The sequence below is a fragment of the Enterococcus sp. DIV1328a genome (genome assembly GCF_050536905.1).
In the GTDB taxonomy this organism is placed as follows: Bacteria; Bacillota; Bacilli; order Lactobacillales; family Enterococcaceae; genus Enterococcus; species Enterococcus faecalis.
The window spans coordinates 1,796,486-1,822,045 of sequence record NZ_CP172912.1 but is presented as its reverse complement, the minus strand read 5'-3'; the positions used below and the strand labels follow the sequence as shown (position 1 = coordinate 1,822,045).

Annotated in this window: 23 protein-coding genes; 21 read left to right on the top strand and 2 right to left on the bottom strand. The window is 36.3% G+C overall.

Translation table 11 applies throughout. The features are described 5' to 3' along the window. Positions 1 to 59: 59 nt before the first annotated feature. The gene (locus IGL93_RS08815) at positions 60 to 503 is read right to left on the bottom strand and encodes a flavodoxin (protein WP_002356885.1); all 444 of its coding nucleotides are present in this window, start codon (positions 501 to 503) and stop codon (positions 60 to 62) included. A gap of 174 nt (positions 504 to 677) precedes the next feature. Between IGL93_RS08815 and map the strand changes: the two genes are divergently transcribed. From map to IGL93_RS08755, 12 genes are all read left to right on the top strand, one after another. Then, a complete protein-coding gene (gene map / locus IGL93_RS08810; RefSeq protein WP_002389095.1) occupies positions 678 to 1,442 on the top strand; it encodes a type I methionyl aminopeptidase in 765 nt (254 codons plus the stop codon). A 15-nt stretch (positions 1,443 to 1,457) separates the two neighbouring features. Continuing rightward, complete coding sequence (locus IGL93_RS08805) at positions 1,458 to 2,366, top strand: YihY/virulence factor BrkB family protein (RefSeq protein ID WP_002383768.1); 909 nt, start codon at positions 1,458 to 1,460, stop codon at positions 2,364 to 2,366. Between the two features lie 110 nt (positions 2,367 to 2,476). Beyond that, positions 2,477 to 3,613 (top strand): MraY family glycosyltransferase, encoded by a 1,137-nt coding sequence (locus IGL93_RS08800; RefSeq protein ID WP_002366956.1) that lies wholly within the window; start codon positions 2,477 to 2,479, stop codon positions 3,611 to 3,613. A gap of 121 nt (positions 3,614 to 3,734) precedes the next feature. Continuing rightward, complete coding sequence (locus IGL93_RS08795) at positions 3,735 to 4,523, top strand: glycosyltransferase family 2 protein (RefSeq protein ID WP_002359892.1); 789 nt, start codon at positions 3,735 to 3,737, stop codon at positions 4,521 to 4,523. Continuing rightward, positions 4,523 to 5,350: a glycosyltransferase gene (locus IGL93_RS08790; protein WP_010713251.1), complete on the top strand. Its 828-nt coding sequence runs from the start codon at positions 4,523 to 4,525 to the stop codon at positions 5,348 to 5,350. Before IGL93_RS08795 ends, IGL93_RS08790 begins: the two co-directional genes overlap by 1 nt. Before the next feature lie 3 nt (positions 5,351 to 5,353). After that, positions 5,354 to 6,067, top strand: a complete 714-nt coding sequence (locus IGL93_RS08785; protein WP_002362119.1) for a glycosyltransferase family 2 protein — start codon at positions 5,354 to 5,356, stop codon at positions 6,065 to 6,067. Positions 6,068 to 6,188: 121 nt separating this feature from the next. Beyond that, the gene (gene rfbA, locus IGL93_RS08780; RefSeq protein WP_002364387.1) at positions 6,189 to 7,055 is read left to right on the top strand and encodes a glucose-1-phosphate thymidylyltransferase RfbA; all 867 of its coding nucleotides are present in this window, start codon (positions 6,189 to 6,191) and stop codon (positions 7,053 to 7,055) included. 12 nt (positions 7,056 to 7,067) lie between these two features. After that, entirely contained in the window at positions 7,068 to 7,640 is a 573-nt protein-coding gene (rfbC, locus tag IGL93_RS08775; RefSeq protein ID WP_002356893.1) for a dTDP-4-dehydrorhamnose 3,5-epimerase, read from the top strand. 24 nt (positions 7,641 to 7,664) lie between these two features. After that, positions 7,665 to 8,693, top strand: coding sequence for a dTDP-glucose 4,6-dehydratase (gene rfbB / locus IGL93_RS08770; RefSeq protein WP_002359895.1), 1,029 nt, complete (start codon positions 7,665 to 7,667; stop codon positions 8,691 to 8,693). A 92-nt stretch (positions 8,694 to 8,785) separates the two neighbouring features. Continuing rightward, on the top strand, positions 8,786 to 9,628 hold the full coding sequence (rfbD, locus tag IGL93_RS08765; RefSeq protein WP_002356895.1) for a dTDP-4-dehydrorhamnose reductase: 843 nt from the start codon (positions 8,786 to 8,788) through the stop codon (positions 9,626 to 9,628). 53 nt (positions 9,629 to 9,681) lie between these two features. Beyond that, entirely contained in the window at positions 9,682 to 10,407 is a 726-nt protein-coding gene (locus IGL93_RS08760; RefSeq protein ID WP_010713252.1) for a glycosyltransferase family 2 protein, read from the top strand. Beyond that, positions 10,407 to 10,757 (top strand): DUF2304 domain-containing protein, encoded by a 351-nt coding sequence (locus tag IGL93_RS08755; protein WP_010713253.1) that lies wholly within the window; start codon positions 10,407 to 10,409, stop codon positions 10,755 to 10,757. Before IGL93_RS08760 ends, IGL93_RS08755 begins: the two co-directional genes overlap by 1 nt. Positions 10,758 to 10,830: 73 nt before the next feature. Here IGL93_RS08755 and IGL93_RS08750 read toward each other — a convergent pair whose 3' ends face one another. Beyond that, on the bottom strand, positions 10,831 to 11,172 hold the full coding sequence (locus IGL93_RS08750) for an EamA family transporter (protein ID WP_002356899.1): 342 nt from the start codon (positions 11,170 to 11,172) through the stop codon (positions 10,831 to 10,833). Positions 11,173 to 11,419: 247 nt separating this feature from the next. Here IGL93_RS08750 and IGL93_RS08745 point away from each other — a divergent pair, with 247 nt between their 5' ends. The 9 genes from IGL93_RS08745 (at position 11,420) to IGL93_RS08705 (ending at position 25,318) form a co-directional block, all read left to right on the top strand. After that, positions 11,420 to 12,214: an ABC transporter permease gene (locus tag IGL93_RS08745; RefSeq protein ID WP_002356900.1), complete on the top strand. Its 795-nt coding sequence runs from the start codon at positions 11,420 to 11,422 to the stop codon at positions 12,212 to 12,214. A gap of 12 nt (positions 12,215 to 12,226) precedes the next feature. Then, a complete protein-coding gene (locus IGL93_RS08740) occupies positions 12,227 to 13,444 on the top strand; it encodes an ABC transporter ATP-binding protein (protein WP_002356901.1) in 1,218 nt (405 codons plus the stop codon). Then, a complete protein-coding gene (locus tag IGL93_RS08735; protein WP_010775971.1) occupies positions 13,434 to 16,577 on the top strand; it encodes a glycosyltransferase in 3,144 nt (1,047 codons plus the stop codon). Before IGL93_RS08740 ends, IGL93_RS08735 begins: the two co-directional genes overlap by 11 nt. Positions 16,578 to 16,588: 11 nt before the next feature. Beyond that, on the top strand, positions 16,589 to 18,730 hold the full coding sequence (locus IGL93_RS08730; protein ID WP_010775970.1) for a glycosyltransferase family 2 protein: 2,142 nt from the start codon (positions 16,589 to 16,591) through the stop codon (positions 18,728 to 18,730). Next, positions 18,731 to 20,734 carry a DUF7657 domain-containing protein gene (locus IGL93_RS08725; protein WP_002383759.1) on the top strand — a complete coding sequence of 668 codons (2,004 nt, stop codon included), beginning with the start codon at positions 18,731 to 18,733 and terminating at the stop codon, positions 20,732 to 20,734. It begins immediately after the preceding gene. Positions 20,735 to 20,762: 28 nt separating this feature from the next. Beyond that, positions 20,763 to 22,064, top strand: coding sequence for an EpaQ family protein (locus IGL93_RS08720; protein WP_010775969.1), 1,302 nt, complete (start codon positions 20,763 to 20,765; stop codon positions 22,062 to 22,064). Positions 22,065 to 22,169: 105 nt separating this feature from the next. After that, positions 22,170 to 23,567 (top strand): sugar transferase, encoded by a 1,398-nt coding sequence (locus IGL93_RS08715; protein WP_002356909.1) that lies wholly within the window; start codon positions 22,170 to 22,172, stop codon positions 23,565 to 23,567. Between the two features lie 134 nt (positions 23,568 to 23,701). Continuing rightward, entirely contained in the window at positions 23,702 to 24,460 is a 759-nt protein-coding gene (locus IGL93_RS08710; RefSeq protein ID WP_010713257.1) for a glycosyltransferase family 2 protein, read from the top strand. A 15-nt stretch (positions 24,461 to 24,475) separates the two neighbouring features. Further along, positions 24,476 to 25,318 (top strand): LicD family protein, encoded by an 843-nt coding sequence (locus IGL93_RS08705; RefSeq protein ID WP_010713258.1) that lies wholly within the window; start codon positions 24,476 to 24,478, stop codon positions 25,316 to 25,318. The last annotated feature ends 242 nt before the right edge of the window (positions 25,319 to 25,560 follow it).

The following is a 25,560-nucleotide window of genomic DNA, read 5'->3' as shown; positions in this document are numbered from 1 at the left end:
CAGAGAAAAATGGGAACTAGCCATTTTTCTCTGGTGTTTTTTTATTTATTTCAACGTAGTTATTCTGCGGCAGTTGCTAATTTTTTCGCAAATTCTTCTAAACGTTGGATGTCGTCTTCTTCAGCGGCTAAATCAACTTTAACGCTGTCGGCGCCTTTTTTTGCCCCAATTTGAGTAAAGACTGCTTCGAAGTCGTCCACCGATTTACAAAAATCATCATAAAACGTGTCTCCTGAACCACAAACGCCGAAGATTTTTCCTGATAAATCAATCTCTTGTAAGTCTTCATAAAAGTCGACAATTTCATCAGGTAAATCGCCATCGCCATACGTATATGTAGCTACTACACAGATATCGGCCTCTTCAAAATCAGCGGCATCGACTTGCGTACACTCATCAATTTCGACCTCTAATTCTAAATCTTCAAATGCTTCTGCAACAATGTCGGCAATTTCTTCTGTATTCCCAGTCATGCTTGCATACACAATTTTAGCTAACGTCATAAACTTTCTTCCCCCTCATACAATTCTGTCACTTATTATAGCAGATGCGCATTTCTTATAAAAGACTAGCGAGTGCTTTTATTAAGGGACTTTTTGAAAATTGGTGTTTGAACAATCTTTTTTGCAAAAAATGTGATAAAATAATTTGAATGAAACAAGTTTAGGAGAGATAGTATGATTACATTAAAATCACCACGAGAAATTGAAATGATGGATGAATCAGGGGAATTATTAGCGGATGTTCACCGTCATTTACGGACGTTTATTAAACCTGGCATTACAAGCTGGGATATTGAAGTATTTGTGAGAGACTTTATTGAAAGTCATGGTGGCGTGGCGGCTCAAATTGGCTATGAAGGTTACAAATATGCTACTTGTTGTAGTATCAACGACGAAATCTGCCACGGATTTCCTCGTAAAAAAGTATTAAAAGATGGCGACCTAATCAAAGTAGATATGTGTGTCGACTTAAAAGGCGCAATCTCTGATTCATGCTGGTCTTATGTCGTGGGTGAATCAACACCTGAAATTGACCGCTTGATGGAAGTAACCAAAAAAGCGCTATATCTTGGGATTGACCAAGCACAAGTAGGAAATAGAATTGGCGACATTGGTCATGCAATTCAAACGTATGTAGAAGGAGAAGGCTACGGGGTAGTTCGCGATTTTGTAGGCCACGGCATTGGCCCAACTATCCATGAAAGTCCAATGATTCCTCACTATGGTGAAGCAGGTAAAGGACTACGTTTAAAAGAGGGAATGGTTATTACCATTGAGCCAATGGTTAACACAGGAACTTGGCGCATGAAAATGGACCCAAATGGTTGGACTGCTTATACTGAAGATGGCGGTCTAAGTTGTCAATATGAACATTCATTAGCGATTACGAAAGAAGGTCCAAGAATCTTAACGTCACAAGGCGAAGAATTGACTTATTAATAAGGAGAGTGTGTGATGAAGTTTCTCGACAACATCAAAAAGAATCAATCTTTGATGCGTTTTATTGAGACAACGCAAAGTCACATGGTCACAGCCGAAATAGGCAACAGCTCAGTGGTTGTTGCCTATTATTTATTACTCTCGCTGTTTCCATTACTGATTGCGGTAGGTAATGTCTTACCTTATTTAAGAATCGACCCTAATTCTGTGTTGCCTTATATTGCAGAGGCGATTCCGAAAGATGTTTATAAGAACTTAGAACCAGCGATTCGTTCACTACTGACTCAACGTTCAGGCGGGTTGCTTTCTGTTTCCGCTTTAGCAGCATTTTGGAGTGCCAGTCAAAGTATTAATGCACTACAAAACGCGATGAATAAAGCTTTTGGTGTCGAACAAAGGAAAAATTTTATTCTCGTAAGAGTGGTCTCATTTTTAGTTATTTTGTTATTTATGGTAGCGATTGTTGGTGTAGTAGTAATTTTAGGTTTGGGTCAGTACATTATTGAATTACTGCAACCAATTTTCCACTACTCAACATCTGTGATCGATACTTTCCAAGCGTTAAAATGGCCGTTAACGACCGTTGTTTTATTAGTGATTATGTGTTTGATTTATGCGGTCGTTCCTAATCGGAAATTATCGTTACGTTCCATTTTGCCAGGGGCTATTTTTTCGACAGTCGGTTGGATGTTATTATCACAAATTTTTGGTTTGTACGTAAAATATTTTAGTTCTAGAATCGCAAGTTATCAAATCATCGGGAGTTTTATCATCTTAATGTTATGGCTGAATTTTGCTGCCACGATTATTATTTTAGGAGCAATTGTCAACGCTGTTGTCGATGAATACTTATCTGGAGATAAAGAAAAGAAACAACCAAGTTTTGAACAACGCTTGTTTAGATGGTTTAAAAAGAAAAAATAAATGGATTTCTTTAAAAAAGTCTAAACCGTTGCCAGAACACATGTTTCAGCTTGTAAATGCTTCAGTTTACGGTATAATATACCCTGAACGAGAAGAAAGTGGGTTCGACTATGTCACTATTTATTTATGAAGTTTTAATACGTTTATTTATGACATTTATCTTATCTTTGCTATTAACACCACTTGTTAAGCTTCTAGCGTTTCGGATTGGCGCCTACGATGCACCAGGAGAGCGACGAATCAATACCAAAAATATGCCTACAGCAGGAGGACTTGCAATCTACATTGCTTTTGCTAGTTCATGTTTATTGATTTTTCGTTCGATTATCCCACAAGATTATATTTGGCCGATTATTTTGGCTGGTGGAATGGTTGTTTTGACAGGCCTCATTGATGATATTAAAGAGATTACTCCAATGAAAAAAACAATCGGTATTTTGTTAGCAGCATTAGTTATTTATTTTGTTGCTGGAATTCGGATAGATTTTGTGACGTTGCCAGTTGTTGGAATGATTGATTTGCGCTGGTTTAGTTTACCACTAACTTTATTGTGGATTTTAGCGATTACGAATGCAGTAAATTTAATTGATGGTTTGGATGGTTTAGCATCAGGCGTATCCATTATTGGATTAACCACGATTGGTATTACAGGGTATTTTTTCCTACATGCTAAAACGGTCTATATTCCAATTGTTATTTTTATTTTAGTTGCGAGCATTGCGGGATTTTTCCCATACAATTTTTATCCGGCTAAAATATTTCTAGGAGATACCGGGGCGTTATTCCTCGGGTTTATGATTGCAGTAATGTCGTTACAGGGCTTGAAAAATGCTACGTTTATTACGGTAATTACGCCAATGGTGATTTTAGGTGTGCCAATTACGGATACGGTTTATGCAATTATTCGACGGCTATTGAACAAGAAGCCCATTTCCTCAGCAGATAAAATGCATTTGCATCACCGCTTGTTATCCTTAGGTTTTACCCATAAAGGGGCGGTCATGACTATTTATGCATTAGCGTTAGTTTTTTCCTTTGTCTCTTTATTGTTCAGCTATTCAAGTACAGTAGCATCAATTTTATTAATTGTCTTTTGTTTAATTGGCTTAGAACTATTCATTGAACTAATCGGTCTAGTTGGCGAAGGACATCAACCGTTGATGTATTTGTTACGGATTTTAGGGAATCGTGAATATCGTCAGGAGCAAATGAAAAAGCGACTTGGCAAGCATTCTAAGAGAAAGTAAAGAAATCTTTAGGTTGCTTTGCGAGAGCGTAAACCTATGATATAATTCCATTAAACTTAAAAAAGTATATGTGTGAAACATATGCTTTTTTTTTAAGACGATGTTTCAGTAGTAAGGAGAAATGAGCATGCAAGAAATGGTAACAATCTCGATTGTCACTTATAATAGTCGTTACATTTTTAATGTACTAGACCAATTAAAAGCTGAACTAGGTACTGATAGTATTTATGATATTCATATCTATGACAATCATTCTGAAACAGCGTATCTTGAAAAATTAACAACATATGAACCATTTATTACTATCCATCGCGCTGAAGAAAATCAAGGGTTTGGTCATGGTCATAATCAAGTGTTATTCAATGCTTCGACAAAATATGCAATTATTTTTAATCCCGATGTTTTGGTTACTAAAGACGTGCTTGATCGTCTATTAGACCGTATCAAAATAGATAAGAACATTGCAGTCGTTAGCCCTAAAGTGTTAAATGAAGATGGCACGACGCAATATTTAGTTCGTCAAAAATTAGATGTCTTCGATTATATGTTACGTTTTATTCCCTTTCAATTTGTAAAGAAAATTTTTGATAAACGTTTGAGTATTTATGAATGTCGCGATTTGTCGGATACAGAAACAACGGATATTAAAATGGGCTCAGGCTGTTTTATGTTGATTGATCGTGAAAAATTCGTTGAAATTGGTGGGTTCGATGAACGTTTCTTCATGTACTTTGAAGACAACGATTTATGTTTACGTTTTGGCAAAGCAGGCTATCGGATTCTCTATACGCCTTTTGAAACGGTTGTTCACATGTATGAAAAGGGCGCCCATAAAAGTCGGAAATTGTTTAAAATCTTTATGCAATCAATGGGGAAATTTTTTAACAAATGGGGCTGGAGGTTCTTTTAATGAGTCAAAGATTAGCGGTAGTCATCGTCTTATATCAAATGAAAATGGCTGATACGCCGAATTATTTGTTATTAAAAGAAGTGGTAAATCATCCCGAATTGCACTTATTTATTTATGACAACAGCCCACTTCCTCAAGAAGATGCATTATTTTTACAACAAAATGTTACTTATCGACATAATCCTGATAATCCAGGCCTAGCGACCGCTTATAATGAAGCGATTGCTTTTAGTCAAGCGAATCAATGTGAATTATTGTTGCTCCTTGACCAAGACACAGAAGTGCCAGCCTCTTATTTTGATACGTTGATCATCATGCCATTAGATCCGACTGTGGCAGTCTATGTTCCAATTGTAGAAGCAAATGGACAACAAATTTCGCCAGTATATAGTGATCAATACGTTGGGCTTAAAGGAGCAAAGCCAGCAGCAGGGATAGCCAACCAACCGTTGATGGCTATCAATTCTGGTACAGTTATTACGGCAGAAACGCTACGCTGGTTGGAAGGATTTTCGGAAGAATTTCCTTTGGACTATTTAGACCATTGGTTCTTTTATCAATTAAATCAAGCCAATAAAAAGATTGAAGTCTTACCAATCCACCTAAAACAAGAATTGTCTGTTTTAGATTATCGTACAATGAGTCCTCAACGTTATCGCTCTATTATTGAAGCAGAAACGTTATTTTATCGTCGATATGATCAAGAAAAGTTTTCCCATCATCGACGCCATTTATTTTTACGCAGTAGTAAGCAATTTTTAACTGTCAAAAATCGCCAAATTTGGCGGCAAACATTGGCAGAATTTCTCAAGTTAATGAAAGGATAATCTATGATCTCAGTTTGTATTGCGACATATAATGGAGAAAAATATCTCGCGGAACAATTAGATAGTATTCTTTTACAAGTCAGTGAAGAAGATGAACTAATTATTTCAGATGATGGTTCTACTGATCATACGTTGGAAATTTTGAGGACGTATGCAGCGAATTATCCCCAAATTCAATTGTTACAAGGTCCAGGGCAAGGAGTGATTGCTAATTTTGCATTTGCGCTTACGCATACGAAAGGCGAAGTAATATTTTTAGCAGATCAAGATGACGTTTGGTTGCCAAATAAAGTAACGACGGTGACAGAATATTTTGAAACGCACCCTGACATCCAAGTGGTTATTAGTGACTTGAAAATTGTTGATGCGGATTTACAAGTTACCAATCCCTCTTATTTTAAGTTTCGAAAAGTCAAACCAGGATTTTGGCGAAATGCGATAAAAAGTGGCTATATTGGGGCAGGTATGGCCTTTCGTCAAGAGATGAAAAACGTCATTTTACCCATTCCGCCGGAAGTTCCTATGCATGATATGTGGATTGGTTTATTAGCTGCACGGAAGAAGCAAACGGGTCTCATTAAAGAACCATTAGTGCTTTACCGAAGACATGGAGCGAATGTCAGCCCCATTATTACCAAAACAAGTTTCCAACAAAAATTAAATTGGCGTGTGAATTTATTAAAAGCTTTACATCAGCGTTTAAAGGAACAGCGCTAAACCTTTACAGATTTGTAAAATTTACGTAAAAAACATGACAAACCCTATGCTTAATGCGATAATAGGGAAGGATATTTGGTTTTATAGAAACTAAAAATAGAAGTATTTAAGGAGATTGTTCATGAAAGGAATTATTTTAGCAGGCGGAAGCGGGACACGCTTATATCCGTTAACAAAAGCAACATCAAAACAATTAATGCCAATTTACGACAAACCAATGATTTATTACCCAATGTCAACGTTAATGTTGGCGGGAATTAATGAAATTTTGATTATCTCTACACCAGAAGATACACCACGTTTTGAAAGCTTATTCGGCGATGGCCATGATTTAGGCATTCATATCGAATACGCGGTGCAAGAAAGTCCAGATGGTTTGGCGCAAGCATTTATTATTGGTGAAGAATTTATTGGTGATGATAGTGTCTGTTTAGTTTTAGGGGACAATATTTATTATGGTGGCGGCTTATCAAAAATGTTGCAACGAGCGGCTTCTAAAGAGTCAGGGGCAACAGTCTTTGGTTACCATGTAAATGATCCAGAGCGTTTCGGCGTGGTAGAATTTGATGAAGAGATGCGGGCGCTTTCTATTGAAGAAAAACCAGCACAACCGAAGTCAAATTACGCAGTGACAGGTTTGTATTTTTACGACAATGAAGTGGTTGAAATTGCAAAAGGGATCAAACCGTCAGAACGTGGGGAATTAGAAATAACAGACGTTAATAAAGTCTACCTTGAAAAAAATAAACTTTCTGTTGAGGTAATGGGCCGTGGCTTTGCTTGGTTAGATACAGGCACACACGAATCCTTATTAGAAGCGTCAACATTTATTGAAACAATTGAAAAACGTCAAAATTTAAAAGTCGCTTGTTTGGAAGAAATTGCTTATCGAATGGGCTATATTACAAAAGAACAATTGGTAGAATTGGCACAACCATTGAAGAAAAATGGCTACGGCCAATACTTGCTACGTTTAGCAGCAGAATAGGAGCGAAGAAACGTGAAAGTTATTGATACAAAATTACAAGATGTCAAAATTATCGAAATGGATGTTTTCGGTGATCATCGTGGCTTTTTTACAGAAAGTTATTCCAAAGCTAAATTTGCAGAACATGGATTAGACTTTGATTTTGTCCAAGATAATCATTCATTATCAACAGAAGCAGGTGTCTTGCGTGGATTGCATTTTCAAAAAGGCGAAGCTGCGCAAACAAAACTAATTCGCGTTGTAACAGGTGCGGTATTAGATGTGATTGTTGATATTCGTAAAGGGAGTCCAACCTATGGTCAATGGGAAGGCTACATTTTATCAGAACATAATCACCGTCAGCTTTTAGTACCAAAAGGTTTTGCTCATGGTTTTGTCACCTTGACACCGAACGTGAATTTTATGTACAAGTGTGACAATTACTACAATGCGGCAGCAGACGGCGGTATTGCTTTTAACGATCCAGCGTTAGCTATTGATTGGCCAATTGCGCCAGAAAAAGCGATTACGTCAGAAAAGGATCAAAAACATCCAACCTTAAAAGAATTTGAAGCGGAAAATCCGTTTATCTATGGCGAAATTTAAGAAAAAAGTAGGAGAGTTTCAATTATGAAAAAAATCATCGTAACAGGTGGAGCTGGTTTTATCGGCTCAAATTTTGTTCATTATGTTGTAAAGAATCATCCAGAAGTTCATGTAACTGTATTAGATAAATTAACGTATGCAGGAAATGAAAAAAATCTTGAAGGTCTACCAAGTGATCGTGTGGAATTAGTCGTAGGAGATATCGCTGATGCTGAATTAGTTAATCGTTTAGTCGCTGAAACAGATGCGGTCGTTCACTATGCTGCTGAATCGCATAACGACAACTCATTAAACGACCCATTCCCATTTGTACAAACCAATCTGATTGGGACGTACACATTGATCGAAGCTTGCCGTAAAAACAATGTTCGTTACCACCATGTATCGACTGATGAAGTTTATGGCGATTTACCTTTAAGAGAAGATTTACCAGGACATGGAGAAGGCGAAGGGGAAAAATTCACTGCCGAAACGCCTTACAATCCTTCAAGTCCTTATTCTTCAACAAAAGCAGGATCTGACTTGTTAGTCAAAGCGTGGGTTCGTTCTTTCAACTTACAAGCAACAATTTCAAATTGTTCAAATAACTATGGTCCATATCAACATATTGAAAAATTTATTCCTCGTCAAATTACCAATGTCTTAAGCGGCATTACACCAAAACTTTATGGTGCTGGTAAAAATGTTCGTGACTGGATTCATACAAACGACCATTCTTCGGCTGTTTGGGCAATTTTAACAAAAGGGCAAATTGGCGAAACATATTTAATCGGAGCAGATGGTGAAGAAGACAATAAAACAGTGATGGAATTAATTTTAGAATTAATGGGACAACCTGTTGATGCCTATGAGCATGTCAACGATCGTGCAGGACATGACTTACGTTATGCGATTGATTCAACCAGATTACGCGAAGAATTAGGTTGGGAACCAGAATTCACGAATTTCCGTGAAGGCTTGGCAGAAACAATCAAGTGGTATACAGAAAATGAAGACTGGTGGCGTGCAGATAAAGAAGCTGTTGAAGCAAAATATGCACAAAATGGTCAGTAATTTTTTCTGACATGTGAGATAACAGTCGAAAGGCGATGGCAAAGTACAAAAGCTACTTTGCCCTGCCTTTTTTTCAAGAAGGAGCGAAAAAAATGATTTTAATTACTGGTGGAAATGGCCAATTGGGCACAGAATTACGTCACCTATTAGACGAACAAGGAATTGAGTATGTTTCAACGGATTCCACAGAATTAGATATTACTGATGCGGATAGTACGTTGGCAAAAGTGAAAGAAATTCAACCAAGCGTCATTTATCATTGTGCTGCTTATACAGCTGTTGATAAAGCAGAAGACGAAGGCAAGGAATTAGATGAAAAAGTGAATGTAGATGGCACACGTCATGTTGCAGAAGCTGCTAAAGCAGTGGGGGCGACACTTGTTTACGTAAGTACAGATTATATTTTTGATGGAACTAAAAAAGAAGGCGTCTATGCGATTGATGATCAACCGAATCCTTTAAATGAGTATGGTCGGACGAAGTTATTAGGGGAACAAGCGGTACAAGAAATCCTGGACGACTATTATATTATTCGAACATCATGGGTATTTGGTCAATACGGTCATAACTTTGTCTTTACCATGCAAAAATTAGCGGAAACAAGAGACCAACTAACGGTAGTGGACGATCAGTTTGGCCGCCCAACTTGGACAAGAACGTTAGCCGAATTTATGGCATTTGTTATTGCAGAAAAAGCGCCATTTGGTGTTTATCATTTGTCTAATGAAAACAGCTGTAGCTGGTATCAGTTTGCTAAAGAAATTTTAAAAGATACTGAAGTGGAAGTACTGCCAGTGGATTCAACTCAATTTCCACAAAAGGCGCAAAGACCACAATATTCTGTCATGGATTTAAGTAAAACAGAAGCGTTAGGCTTTAAAATTCCTACTTGGCAAGAAGCCTTAGCACAAATGTTAGAAAATGTTCAACAATAAAAAACTTAACTAAAGGGTTTTTGGGTAGAGAGAAAGTGGAAAGGTGTTCTTCTATGAAAGTTCTTTTAATCATTCCTGCTTACAATGAGGAAGAAAATATTTTGCGGACGATTGCTTCCATTGAAACATTTAAACAGGAAGTTACGCATTTTCAACATGAATTGGATTATGTGGTAATCAATGATGGTTCGACAGATAGAACCAAACAAATTTTAGAAGCCAACCAAATTAATGCCATTCATTTAGTGTTGAATTTAGGTATTGGCGGGGCAGTACAGACAGGCTATAAATACGCCTTAGAAAATGAGTATGATGTGGCGGTTCAGTTTGATGGTGATGGTCAACATGATATCAATAGTTTACCTGTCTTACTGGAACCATTAGCAGAGGGTAAATGCGATTTTTCGATTGGCTCTCGTTTCCTTCCTGGAAACGAAGCGGCTTTTCAAAGTACGAAAATGCGCCGTTTTGGTATTCGTTTGTTATCCTTTTGTATTCGAATGGCTTCTGGTAAAACAATTTATGATGTGACTTCTGGTTATCGAGCGGGAAATCGGAAAGTGATTGCTTTTTTTGCAAAGCGTTATCCGACAAATTATCCTGAGCCAGAATCGATTGTTCACTTAATAAAAAAACACTTTGTGATTGTTGAAAGACCTGTCAATATGATGGAACGGCTTGGTGGTGTTTCTTCGATTCGTGCATTGGCTTCTGTGAAGTATATGCTGGAAGTCGGCTCAGCAATTCTGATTGCTGCCTTTATGAAGGAGGGAGATTAATGCTACCAACCGTGTTATGGCTAGCTTTATTTTTATTTGCAATTGGCTTTTTCTTATACATTATTCGAGGAATTAATAAAAATATTTTTCTCCTAAAAAATGCTTTGATTTGGTTATTAATCTCAATTGTCTTAATTATTTTTGCTATTTTCCCGCATTTGGCAGAATGGTTAGCAATGGCCGTTGGGTTTGAAACAACGTCAAACTTTTTATTATCAGCTGCAGTGATTGTCCTTTTAATTATGGAAATTAAAAATTCTGTGTTGATTTCAAAACACGAAAATCGCATTAAAACATTATTGCAGGAATTATCTATCATGAAATCTGAAGAAAATAAAAAAGATCGCTAATGTGTAGTGACCCTTAAAAGTTGGACCTGAAAGTCTAATTTTTAAGGGTCAGCTCAATGAATAGCGATCTTTTTTATTTAAGATTCATAATCACAATGCCGACAATAATAACCACAGCACCAATAAGGGCATTCGTTGTAATCGTCTCTTTTAGAATCAGATTTGAAGCAATTAAAATAGCGATGTTTGTACAGGCAACGCCTAAAGGAACAATGTAAGAAACATCGGAACGACTAATAATTAACATCCATAAAATAAAACTAATTAAATAACAAAATAAACCTAATAAAGAAATAAGTGAGATATTCATTGAAAAGATTGTTTGTTGGAGTTGGATGTTCAAACTGCTAGAACCTAGTTTAAATAAGACCAGACCAGCAGAAGACAGAAATACGTAAATAATAAAAAGAACCATAATTTCCCTTCTCTCAAAAATAGTTTCCGTGCAAAAAAATGCAAGACCTCCATTATTGTAGCATAATCTCCTAAAAATTGGACAAGATTTTTTAATATAGTGAAATCAGTTAAATTTTTCTTTATAAAAAGGGGTCTACTATTGAAAAGCTAGGCGTTTATCGATAAAATAGAAATGTTGTTTAAAATGGCATTTTTGTATCCAAAAATTTTAGATAAAAATAGTTTATTACGGAAGGAATAAGTATATGTTTAAAGAAACATTTTCAATTTTCAAGAATATTTTTCAGAACAAAAAATTGTTATTACAATTTTCATTTAATGATTTTAAGGCCAAGTATGCTGGTTCAGCACTAGGAATTGTCTGGGCGTTTTTAACGCCATTAGTAACTGTTTTGACGTATTGGTTTGTCTTTTCTGTAGGCCTTCGTTCTAGAGCTGGCGACAATATGCCATTCATTGTCTATTTAGTAACAGGGATGGTACCTTGGTTCTTCTTTTCAGATTCGTTATTATCAGCCACGAATGTGTTTCGTGAATATAGTTATTTAGTTAAAAAAGTTGTGTTTAATGTACAAATTTTACCAACGTCTAAAATTTTATCGAACTTGTACACCCACTTGTTTTTCATTCTAATTGGTTTTGTAATTACTACAGCTAACGGTTATTATCCAAGTTTGTACAGTTTGCAATTAATTTACTACTTAGCTTGTTTATTAGTCTTTTTAACAGCAATTACGTGGATTACTGCTTCAACACAACCATTTTTACCTGATATTATGCAATTTATCAATATCATTATGCAAACAGTTATGTGGACATTGCCAATTTTATGGCAACCAACTGGAATGATTGCGACAATCTTAAAAATCAATCCATTATATTATATTGTTCAAGGATACCGCGAATCTTATTTAGGCGGTGCATGGTTCTGGGAACATTGGCAATATAGCTTATATTTCTGGGGAGTTACTATTGTTTTACTATTAATTGGCTCAACCGTGTTTAGACGCTTAAAACCACATTTTTCAGATGTACTATAAGGAGAGAACGACATGTCAGAATATGCAATCGATATCCAACATATTACCAAAACATACAACATGTATAAAAAGCCGTCCGATCGGTTTAAAGAAGCGCTTAGTCCAACCAAAAAATCTTACCACGATTTGTTTTATGCGTTAGACGATGTCACGATGCAAATTAAAAAAGGCGAGATGATTGGCTTTGTCGGCGAAAATGGTTCTGGAAAATCAACCATGTTAAAAATTATTACAGGAGTATTAACGCCAACCTCCGGGTCCATGGTGATTAATGGGAAAATTTCAGCGTTGCTTGAATTAGGTTCAGGTTTTAACCCTGAATATTCAGGATATGAAAATATTTTCTTAAATGGAATGGTCTTGGGTTTTTCCCGAGAAGAGATGGAAGAGCGTGTCCAAGATGTCATTGATTTTGCTGACATCGGCGATCATTTGTATCAACCAGTTAAGACATACTCTAGTGGTATGTTTGTCCGCTTGGCTTTTGCGGTAGCCATTAACGTGGATCCCGATATTTTAATTGTCGATGAAGCGTTGGCTGTCGGGGATTTAGAGTTTCAATTAAAATGTATGGAAAAATTTACAGAAATTAAAAATTCTGGTAAAACAATTTTATTTGTTTCTCACGATGTAAACTCCATCCGCCGTTTTTGTGATAGAACTTTTTGGTTGCAACACGGGAAAGTCGTTGAATATGGAGATACGATGGACGTGACTACCAATTACGAAAACTTTTTGAAAAAGAAATCAATTAAAACAGTTGACCGCGAAGCGACCATGAAAGATGAAACCCCAACGCCAGATATTATTGAAGTGGATCATGCGGAACTTTTAAACGCGGATTATGAACCCTTAGAAATGGTAACGCAAGATGAAAAAGTGATTGTAAAAATTGAATATACTGTCAAAAATGACCAAATTAAGAAGCCTGTTTGTGGGGTCGCTATTCGAACAGTGGACAACCATTATGTCTGTGGCTTAAATACGTTATTAGATGGCGTGCAAATTCCTTGGAAAAAAGGACGGAATGTTTTTTATTTAGAATATGAAAAAATGTCATTATTAACAGGTGAATATTATTTTGATATTGCTTTCTTTGAGGAACATGCAACAGTCCCATTAGTCTACAAAACAAAATACGTGACGATGTTTATTACCGGTCGTTATGCCGGAGAAGGAATTGTCATCTTAGATCATAAATGGAAGGATACGACAAAAGATGAAGTATGATTTTGAAATGGAAACAGACGAGAGTACCAGTGTTGGGAAAATCGTAGCACAAATCAAAGAAAATAGTGATGTCTTGGAATTTGGTCCAGGTAATGGGCGAATGACTAGCTATTTGATGGAAGAAAAAAAGTGCCAGGTCTCAATTGTTGAATTAGACAAAGAACTTTATGATCATGTCAGTCAATTTTCAACAGATGCCTTTTATGGCAATATTGATGAAAATGATTGGGTCGAATACTTTGCTGGTAAGACGTTTGATTATATCGTTTTTGCGGATGTGTTGGAACATTTAATGAATCCTCAAAGCGCCTTAGCAAAAGTCAAACCGTTTTTAAAACCAAGCGGTCAAATCTTAATCACTTTCCCTAATTTGGCGCATAATTCTGTCTTAATTGATTTATTTAATAATCGTTTAACATGGAATGAAACTGGGCTGTTGGATGCTACGCATAAATCATTCTATTTACAAGAAGGATTTGAAAAAGTTTTTGCAGAAGTTGGTTTATACATTGCCAAAGAAGATTTTACATTTAATCAAGTTGGCTACAACGAAATTCCTACGACGTATGAAGCGTTACCTGTAGAAGTACAAGCAGCTTTTAAAGCGCGTCCCTTTGGCGAAGTGTATCAGTACTTTTTTGCCTTGACTGCTGAACCAGTAGAACAGCCAGAGCGAGTGACACCAGTAAATTCATACAATGAAAAAAACGTTCATATTTTAATTAATTGCGGCGAAGAAAAAGAGACTGAGTTGGATCAACCAGTTGATTTACAAAAACCTGAAACAAAACAGTTCCAACTGAAGATACCAGAAGACGTCCAACTGATAAAATTATTCCCAAGTTTAACGGGGGCAATTGTCAAATTATCCATGACGATAGACGGCGAGACAGTCCCAGTCGCAGCCACGAATGCTTTTCTGGTACAAGAGAATATCTATTATTTCTTAGATACGCAAGTACCTGTAATCGAAGTAACCGATGCACAAATGGCAGGCAAAGACCTGACAGTAGCCATTGATTATTTCTTTGAAGGCAACTATTCAGAACGTGAAAATACCTTTATTCATGCACTGTTAGATGAAAGAAATCAATTTTTAGAAGAAATGAATAAACAGACGGAGACTGCCCCTATGCCTACTGGAAAATATAAACGAATCACGTTAACTAAATTTGATAAAATGATTAATTTAACCATCGATGATATTGCTCGCGATGTAGAAAATAACGTTTCTGTTATCAGAGGGTGGGCGTATGACAAACAAACAAATTATCCGCTAAGATTCAGCATTGCAGAAGCTAGTGAATCAGTCACTTATACGGTGGAAACAGAATATCGTCGGGATGTTATTGATATGTTTGAATTAGAAGGCGATCAAGATTATGGTTTTGTCATTACGATTAAAGATCCAGAAGATTTACCAGCCTACACGCTAAACATTGACACCAAATCAGGCCAGAAGGTTCAATACGTGGTGGAGCGTCCAAACATGGTTCAACCAGGCACGAAATTTGATCGAGCATGGCGTTCGATTCAGACACGTGGTTTGATGGGCTCAGTGAAGTGGTACTTTAAACGACAAGAAAAAGCAGAAGCCCCTGTTGACGTGGAGGCAGTTTTAGCGGAAATTAAAACGTTCCAATTTCAGCCTAAAATTTCTGTCGCTGTGCCTGTTTATAATGTCGAAGAAAAATGGCTTGCAGCATGTGTCTCTTCTTTACAAAATCAGTACTATGAAAATTGGGAGTTATGTTTAGCAGATGATGCATCGCCAAGCGAACATATTAAGCCTATGCTAGAAAAATATAAAGAACTAGATCAACGAATCAAAGTTATTTATCGCGAAGAAAACGGACATATTTCAGAAGCAACTAACTCAGCTTTGTCGATTGCTACTGGCGATTTTGTTGGTTTCATGGATAACGATGATGAATTAGCGCCACAAGCATTATATGAAGTGGTCAAAGCTTTAAATACAGACCCAACGATTGATTTTCTTTATACTGATGAAGATAAAATTACAGAAAATGGTCGTCGCTTCAACGCGTTTTACAAATCGGACTGGAATCCAGAACTGATTTTAAACCATAATTACATTACACACTTTGTTGTTGTGAAACGTGATTTATTAGAAAAAGTAGGCGGATTGAACTCAGCATATAACGGCGCTCAAGACTATGATTTCGTATTACGAGCAACGGAACAAGCAACGAAAATCAAGCATATTCCTGGTATGATGTATCATTGGCGTGCCATTGAATCATCGACTGCTCTAAACCCTGAAAGCAAAGGTTACGCCTATGTAGCTGGTCAAAAAGCGGTCCAAGCGGCAACGGAACGCCGTGGCTTAAAAGCACAAGTAGAGATTGCCGAATTTTATGGTTCCTATAAAATTAACTATCTTTATGATCATGTGCCGATGGTATCATTGATTATTACGAATGATACAGAGAATATGAGTAGTTACTTACGTCAATTATTAGAAAAAACTGCCTATACAAATTATGAAATTCTATTGCCTGCACGCTTCGAGAATCAAATAAATATCCAAAATGACCGTCTTCGTTATGTTTCAACAGAAACACGTCATGGCATGATTCAAGCTGCTAAGGGAGAATATGTGGCTTTATTAAATGCTGGATTGGTACCAACGAAAAATGATTGGTTAAAAGAGTTAATGAACATTGGTCAACAAGAGACCTCTGGTTTAGTGACTGGCCGCGTAGTTGACGCACGCTATCGTGTGGAAACAGTAGGAGTATCAGTTGATACAGACAAAGGTCGATTACTTTATCCCGAAAAAGGCACCCCTGGTAAAAGCTTAGGTTACTATTACAGAATTGCTTTACCAAGAAATATTCAAGCAGCAACTGAAGACTGCTTACTATTCAACAAACAACTTTACCTAAATTTAGAAGGAATTAACGAAAACTTAGGAAAAGAATGGATGGGTGTCGATTTATCGTTACAATTTGCTAGCGCTGGTAAACGAAATGTATATGTGTCCTATGCAATTTTGAAAGCAGACGAAAAAATGCAAAACCATGATAAAAAAGGATCTTATAAAGAACTTGCGGAAAAATGGACCGCGGAAGCTTTAGTTGATCCCTACCGAAATCCGAAACATCTATAAGGAGAATGCACATGAATGAAGACATTAAGGTGATCTTTGATAGTATCTATCGCGACAAAGCAACAAATAATTTGACCATTACAGGTTGGGCGTTAGATACAATCACTAAAGAAAGCCCAACTTTCACAATTAATAATGAAAACCAAGTGTCCGCTTATAACATTCAGCGCGTTTTACGTGAAGATGTTAATCAAATTTATCAAACAGAGCCTGCGATTGAAGCTGGCTTTGTTGTTACACTTGAAGGAATTAAACAAAAAAAAGTACTCCCTTTTCATTTTCAATCATCAGCACATGTTGTAACGGTGGATTTTCCCTTGAATAAAAAATATCCAGTGATTCCAGGGACAGAAGATAAAGTGACTCGTCTCTGGATAAAAGCCAAAAAAGGATTTAAGTATATGGCTAAAAATGGTATTTCTCATACCATTCAACGAGCGAAAATTGAGAAACTAAGAAATCAAGCTTCGTATCCTAACTGGTTAGCTAGAAATGAAGTACTAGACATAGAAGCGATGACGCAAGAAATCGCAACATTTCATTATCAACCTAAAATTTCCATTGCGATGCCAGTGTATAATGTTGAAGAAAAATGGCTTCGGTTGTGCATTGATTCTATTTTGAATCAAGTCTATACTAATTGGGAATTATGTATGGCCGATGACGCCTCAACAGATCCCAATGTCAAAAAGATTTTAACAGAGTACCAGCAATTGGATGAGCGAATTCGGGTCGTCTTTCGTGAACAAAATGGTCATATTTCCGAAGCAACCAACTCTGCTTTAGCGATTGCTACCGGAGAATTTGTCGCCTTACTAGACAACGATGATGAATTAGCGATCAATGCTTTTTATGAAGTGGTTAAAGTGCTGAATGAAAACCCAGAACTGGATTTAATTTATAGTGATGAAGATAAGATTGACATGGATGGAAATCGTTCTGATCCAGCCTTTAAACCAGATTGGTCACCTGATTTACTTTTAGGAACCAATTACATTTCGCATTTAGGTGTGTATCGTCGGAGTATTCTAGAAGAAATTGGCGGCTTTCGAAAAGGTTACGAAGGTTCTCAAGACTACGATTTAGTTTTAAGATTTACTGAAAAAACGACAAAAGAACGCATCACACATATTCCAAAAGTTCTTTACTATTGGCGGATGCTGCCAACCTCAACAGCAGTGGATCAGGGCTCAAAAGGTTATGCTTTTGAAGCGGGGCTAAGAGCCGTGCAAGATGCGCTCGTTCGTCGAGGTATTAATGGTCATGCAACGCATGGGGCGGCGAATGGCTTATACGATGTTTATTATGACATTGAATCTGAAAAGTTAGTCTCAATTATTATTCCAACTAAAAATGGCTATAAAGACGTACAACGTTGTGTTTCATCGATTATTGAAAAAACAACCTACCAAAATTACGAGATTATTATGGCTGACAATGGAAGTACAGATCCAAAAATGCACGAATTATATGCAGAATTTGAACAACAATTACCTGGTCGCTTTTTCGTTGAATCAATCGATATTCCATTCAATTTCTCAACTATTAACAATCGTGCAGCGAAAAAAGCGCACGGAGAGTATTTATTATTTTTAAATAATGATACCGAAGTGATTACAGAGAATTGGTTAACCTTGATGGTTTCATTTGCTCAGCAAGAACGGATTGGCTGTGTAGGTGCGAAATTATTGTATCCAAATAATACGGTCCAACACGCAGGCGTTATTTTAGGATTAGGTGGCGTCGCTGGGCATGGTCATTATGGTTATCCCCATGGTGACTTAGGCTATTTTGGTCGGTTAGCTATTAATGTTAATTATTCAGCAGTAACTGCCGCATGCTTACTTATGAAAAAAGCAGATTTTGATGCAGTTGGTGGTTTTGAAGAAGCGTTTACCGTAGCTTTCAATGATGTTGATTTATGCCTGAAAGTCCAAGCTTTAGGACGTGACAACGTCTGGCTTCATGAAGCAGAGCTTTATCATTTTGAATCTCAAACTCGTGGATATGATGATAAAGGCAAAAAGAAAAAACGTTTTGAACAAGAAAAAGTGATGATGGAAGAAAAATGGGGACCTTTAATTGAAAATGATCCATTTTATAATCCTAATCTGACAAGGGATATTCCCAACTTTTCATTACGAATTGACTAGATGCAATTGCGGATGACGAAATGGAGCGAAAAGATGGAACAACAACTAACTACAAGAAAAGAAAAACAACCATTACGCAACCAAGCTGAGCAGAGCGCTCGCTTGGTTGATCATTTGTTACGCTGGCGCTATCTGCTAGCGGCAGTCATTTTTATTTTACTGGTCGCCTTTAAAGTCCATGGTAGTTCATTAAACATGTGGGATGCGTATGTTTCTGAATATGCGGATGGCCAAAAAAGTTCATTAATTGCTGGTGAACCAAGAGGTGTTCGTTCGGATGAATGGCTCGTTCAAACCCCATTTAGTCTGTCGCAAACACAAACGGGTTTGAAAACACATAATGATGTGATTACGTTAAATGGTCAAGACATGGTGGTAGGCTATAATTCGCCAGCGTGGAATTTGGCCACGTTAGCGAAACCTTTTACGTGGGGCTACGTGCTACTAGGTAAAGAATATGGCTTATCATGGTATTGGAATCTTAAATTAATTGGCTTAATTTTATTTTCTTTTGAAATTGGCTTGATCGTCACACGGCGGAATAAATATTTAGCTTTGTTAGCAAGTGTTTGGATTCCGTTTTCTTCGGCCCTTCAATGGTGGTTTGTCTCGCCAGTTGGAGATTTAGTATTTTTTGGCTTAGGTTTTTTAGTGGGAATTTATAATTATTTCTATTATCATAGTAGTGTTCGACGTCGTGTCATTTGTGCGATAACGGCTGTTATTATGGCCTCAGGATTTGTTTTAGTTATTTATCCTGCGTTACAAGTACCACTTGGTTATTTGATTTTATTATTTTTAATTTTATTCTTTTTAGAATTTCGTAAAAAAATTAAGTTGGATAAGTGGGATGGGGTCCTGATAGGTGGGGCACTCTTGATGACGGCGATTATTGTTGGCGGATCGCTATATGGCTCATTGGATTCCTTAAAAGCAGTAATGGATACCGCTTATCCAGGAAAACGGGTAAGTTTAGGTGGCGATATGCCTAAACGCGACATTTTGTTATTTTTAACAAATTGGAAAATGCCGTTTCAAGATGTTCCATATTCAAATAATTCGGAAATCAGTAGTTTTTATCAATTATTTTTTGTTATTTTACCGCTCTCACCATTTATTTTTTATAAAAAAATCAAAGAAAACATTTACGGTTTTGTCTTATTCGTGTATTGTTTATTTAACTTAGTTTGGATGAGCGTTCAATTTCCAACAATTTTTGCTAAGTTGACATTGTGGTCTTATGTGCCAGAACAACGGGCGATGTTATCCTTCGGGTTTGCCGCTGTGTTGTTAAGTTTATGGTTCATCGATTATTTATGGAATCGCCAAGCAAAAATTCCAATGATGGCCTGGTTAGGGGCGCTAGGATTAAATGTTGTTCTGTATTTCTTTGTTTTATATACGGGCAATTTACGGTTATACGTTACACGAATGGACATCATTGGTGTCTTGGTTGTCGCTACCGTTTTAATTGTTGCTTTATTTAAACGTTGGCGCACGTTATTTGTCCTTGTCTTATTAGGAATCATTATGGTTTCTGGAGCCTTTGTAAATCCAATTTCTCGTGGCGTTTCTGCTGTCTATGGAAAAAAATTAGCGGTAGAAGTGGAAGAAATTAACAAAAAAGACCCCAACCAATTGTGGGTGGGCGAACGCTTGATGTATGGCTATTTGCCAATGTTAGGTGTGCATACATTTAACGGTGTTGCTTTTACACCTGACTTAGAGGCTTGGAAACCATTAGATCCAAAAGGAAAAGACACATTTATTTATAATCGCTATGCGCACATCAATGTTGAAGTAGGAAATCAGACCCCTGTTTTAGAGTTGATGCAAAAAGATGCGATTATTGCTCGTTTATCTCCAGAAAAATTAAAAGAATATGGGATTAAATATGCGGTCGTTTATAAACCATTAGAACCGTTAGACACACCAACGATTCATTTTGAAAAATTATATGGACCTGATCAGAACGGGGCATATATTTATCGAATAAACGACTAGTGATTCATTCATGGAATGAGGTTTGAATATGGGAAAAGTATTGAATAGAATCGGTCGACTTATTTTATTAGTTACAATGATCGGCTCGTATACGATGTGGGTCGTAGGAATTGATGCGCCAGTCACAAAATATATGTATGCCAATAGTTCAATTTTATTATTAATAGCAGTAATACTTGTACTGCTATTAAATTGTACGAAATTAAAATTTATTGACTGGCTAACCGTTGCGTTGGCGTTAGCCACCTGGCTCTTGTTTCACTTTACGGAATCAATCCGTCATAGCACAATGCAAACAGATACAATGATTCCTTTAATTATTTTGTTGGTCCTTTGTTTTAAAGTTTGTGTCTTTGACCGTGTGGATCAAACGCTTTTATTAATTGTCTCTTTAGTTGCTTTGAGTGCGACTTTGTATCGGATGTCCGTGGAGTTGCCTCAGTTGATTCCAGCAGACGAAATTTTTAAAGAATCAAATAAACTAGAAAGTATTTGGATTAATACCAATACGATTGGTGCAACGTTGATGTTTTCAACAATGATGGCCAGTAGTTTGATCAAAGCATACAGAAACAAGGTTTTTAACCTGCTGCTTTTACCTGTATACATTGGTGGTGTTTTAGGTACATGGGTCAGTCAATCCAAAACCTCGTTTGCCATTTTAGTTGGTTTTATTCTGGTGGACAATCTTTTACCAAAACGTTTCTTGCAACGTTCGAAAGTTTGGCTGTTTGGTTTTGTCGGAGTAGTTGCATTGGGACCATTGTTGTTTTACTTATGTGCGGAATCGGATACTGTTGATTTATTTACAGGAAGAGAACGAATTTGGCATGAGTTTTTTGCTAAATGGTTATCTGATCCTCAACATATTAAAGTCGGTATGGAGCCTTTTGTGGCCTCATGGAAACCGCTGGGGACACATAATGCTTTTCTATTTACGTTAAGTAATTTCGGTGTCATTGGCTATCTGATTTTATTTGGTTTTTTAGTCAGTATGATTTTATTGATTGGTTTCCGCAAAAAAACATTGGATCGTTTGCAAGTTAGTTTACTTTTAGGCTTCCTTTTAATCTGGATTCATTCATTTATGGAAGATATTTTATTAGCGCCTCATTGGATGCCGATAGTTTATAGTTTCCTTGGGCTAGCCTTCTACTTCCGGCCAGAGAAAAAACGAGGAAGACATGAAAGACCAACGACACCTAAAAGAAGAAAACGAGTGAAACAAACAAGTCCTGTTAGCAATGAAGAGCGCCCGATAGCACCTGTTGACGAAGAGGGCTGGGACCAACCTGAAGAATTAAGTCGTGTCCAAAGACATCGCAGATAATTTTCATCCTATAGAACTTTCTTGTCCGCTGACATTATGGTAATATAGGGGTTGCATGTTATTACAAATAATGTAATTACTGGAAGTGAAGAGAGGAAGTTTTTAATGACATCAAAAAGTGAATGGAGTAATGCAAGACGAATTGTAATTATTTTAGCAGACGTTTTGCTCTATAATTTATCAATCATCTTAGGGTTTATGGTGAAATTTGGCCGAGAAATTCCTTCATTTAACTTTGTGGCTTATGAAAAATCTGCAATTTACATTTCAATCTTTTTTATCTTTTTGAATTTGTTGTTAGGTGCGTATATTTTTTATAATCGCAAAATTAGTGACATCATTTTTGTCACGGTGATTGGTCAAATTTTAATGACTTTAACGATTATGATTGTGACATTTGCCGGACGTTGGTTTACGTTCCCGCGTTCTGTTTTAGGATATTCCTTTATAATCGGAATTATTGTTCTAAGTCTTTGGCGAATTCTTGTTTATTATCTTTACTTAAAGGTCAGCAATGAGCGAAAAGTTGTTTTACTAGGTAAAGAAAATCAAGTTATGCGGTCAATTCAAAACTTTATGTCTGATAAAAATAACAAGCATAAAGTAACGAGTGTTGTTGTCAGCAATTACTATGAAAACTTAAAAAAAATTATCGATGAAATCGATATTGTTTATATTTCAAGTAATGTTGATGAGAACGAAAAAGTAAAATTGTATCAATTAATTGTCAAACACAAGAAAAAAATCTTTTTAGATACAAGTTTTGAAAATCTAATTATGTTAAAACCAAACATGATGAACTTTGAAGATGAAAGTATTATCGAAGTCTCAAATTTTGAAATCCAACCAGAAGAGAATTTTATTAAACGTTTATTCGATATTTTAGTCTCTGTTTGCCTATTTGTGATTACCTCCCCCTTAATGCTTATTGCAGCGATTTTAGTCAAAGCAACCTCACCGGGACCAGTGATTTACAAACAAACTCGGATTACATTAGATCAACGTGAGTTCTCGATTTTAAAATTTAGAACGATGTCGGCAACAGCGGAAGCAAAATCAGGTCCAGTCTTATCTACAAGTAACGACAGTCGCGTCACTACAGTTGGTAAATACTTGCGTGCTTTACGTATTGATGAGTTGCCACAACTAATCAATGTTATTCGCGGAGATATGTCCATTGTCGGACCACGTCCTGAACGACCATTCTTTGTTGATCAATTTAATCAGGAAAACCCGAATTACTATTTACGTCACAATGTACGTGCGGGGATTACCGGCTATGCCCAAGTTTATGGGAAGTATGCTTCTGACTACAATAGTAAATTGAACTTTGATTTACTGTACATCAAGAATTATTCATTACTGTTGGATATGAAAATTCTGCTTCAAACCATCAAAATTCTCTTTGATAAAGTATCATCAAGAGGATTGGATGAGTCTGAAGAACGTGAAGAATTGACGATGGATTATTGTAAAGAGAATGCTATTAGAATTTACCGTTAAAAGTTTGAGACATAAGTTATTTAAGCTTATGTCTCAAACTTTTTTTGGAAACAAGGAACGTTGAAATAATAAAAGAGCTATGCGATAATATAAACTGTTACATTCTTACATAAAATGCAACGAGGAGTGAACAAATGGAAACAGCACTTGTTTCAATTATTATGCCTATGTACAACGCGGGCAAATTTTTATCAAAATCTATTGAAAGCGTTCTGGAACAAACCTACCAGAAGTGGGAATTATTACTCATTGATGATGGAAGTAAAGATGATTCTATTGATATTGCACTTGCCTTTATGGAAAAAGATTCAAGAATCTTTTTACTGAAAAATGAACAGAACATGGGCATTGCAAAGACCAGAAATAAAGGAATTGAAGCTTCAAAGGGACAATATATTGCCTTTTTAGATAGTGATGATTTATGGCTTCCTAATAAATTAGAAGTTCAAATCAAGTGGATGGAAGAAAAAAAACTTTTATTTACATGTAGTTCTTATTTTGTATGTAATGAAAATGGCAACATTACTCATGAGCGTAATTTTAGTGAGGGACCACAAACCTATCAAGATCTTTTAAAAACAAATACTATCGGCTGCTTAACAGTCGTAGTCGAATCTAATCTGCTTAAACGCCATTTAATGCCGGATTTAAAACATGAAGACTATGCTACTTGGTTAAACATTTTGAAAGAAATAAATACGGTCTATTTTATTAACGAAAAATTAGCCATTTATCGTAAGCTAACCACCTCTACATCTTCTAACAAATGGAATACAATCAGTTGGGTTTGGAAAATTTTGCGTCAAAATGAACAATTTTCAGTTATTAAAAGTTCATTCTACTTAATGCGTTTTTTATTCTATACAACATTTAAATATGCAAAGAATGAATAGGGAGGAAAAGGAAAAGTGGAACAAACAACACAGACGCAATTAGTAGAAATTCAACAAGTCGTTTTACGCATGTCAAAATATTTTGTGGCTTTTTGTGAAGAACATAATCTAACCTGTTATTTTTGTGGAGGCGGTTGTATTGGAGCAATCCGCAGTCAAGGTTTTATTCCATGGGATGATGACTTAGATTTCTTTATGCCAAGACCAGATTATGAAAAATTAAAAGTGCTTTGGCCTAAATATGCAGATACAGAACGTTATCCATTGTTAGTTGCTTCAAAAACTTATAATGATCATAATTCATTTATGACAATTAGGGATGCACAGACAACGTTTATTAAAACCTATCAAGATGGATTAGCGATTCCTCATGGTATTCCTATCGATATTTTTCCTTTAGATGGTGCGCCAAAAGGAAATTTTCAAAGGAAGAAACAAAAAATTTGGGCATTAATTTATGCTTTATTCTGTTCACAAGTGGTACCAGAAAAACATGGTGGCATTTTAGCAACGGGGAGTCGGGTATTATTGAATATCTTTCCATCGAAAAAAACTCGCTATCATATTTGGCGCTTCGCTGAAAAAAGAATGACCAAGTATTCCTTTGGTTCAACTCCTTATGTCACAGAATTGTGTGTCGGACCACGCTACATGGGCAATATTTATCATTTAGAAGATTTTAAATCTGCTATTTTTGTTCCATTTGAAGATACAAAAATGCCAATACCAGTGGGCTACAAGCGCTACTTAACACAGGTTTTTGGGGATTATATGCAATTGCCACCAGAGGAAGATCGTCAACCTCATCATGAAGCGCTAATTGTTGATACTAAAAAATCGTATACAGAATATCTTTAAAAACTTCAATTATTTATACTGAGGCTGAACGTTATCTATAAATAGCGTTCAGCATTTTGTTGTAAAAAAATAAATAACATAATCAATGTAATAAAAAGATAAAGTTTAGAAATAAAATAGTAAAAAAAAGTTAGCAAGATTTTCTTGACGTAAGCTAAAATTTATTAGAAAATTATTTGAAACTAGTGCTCATTCTAATCAGTTTTGAGAAATTTCAATTTGAAAAGTAAAAAATTGTTGGT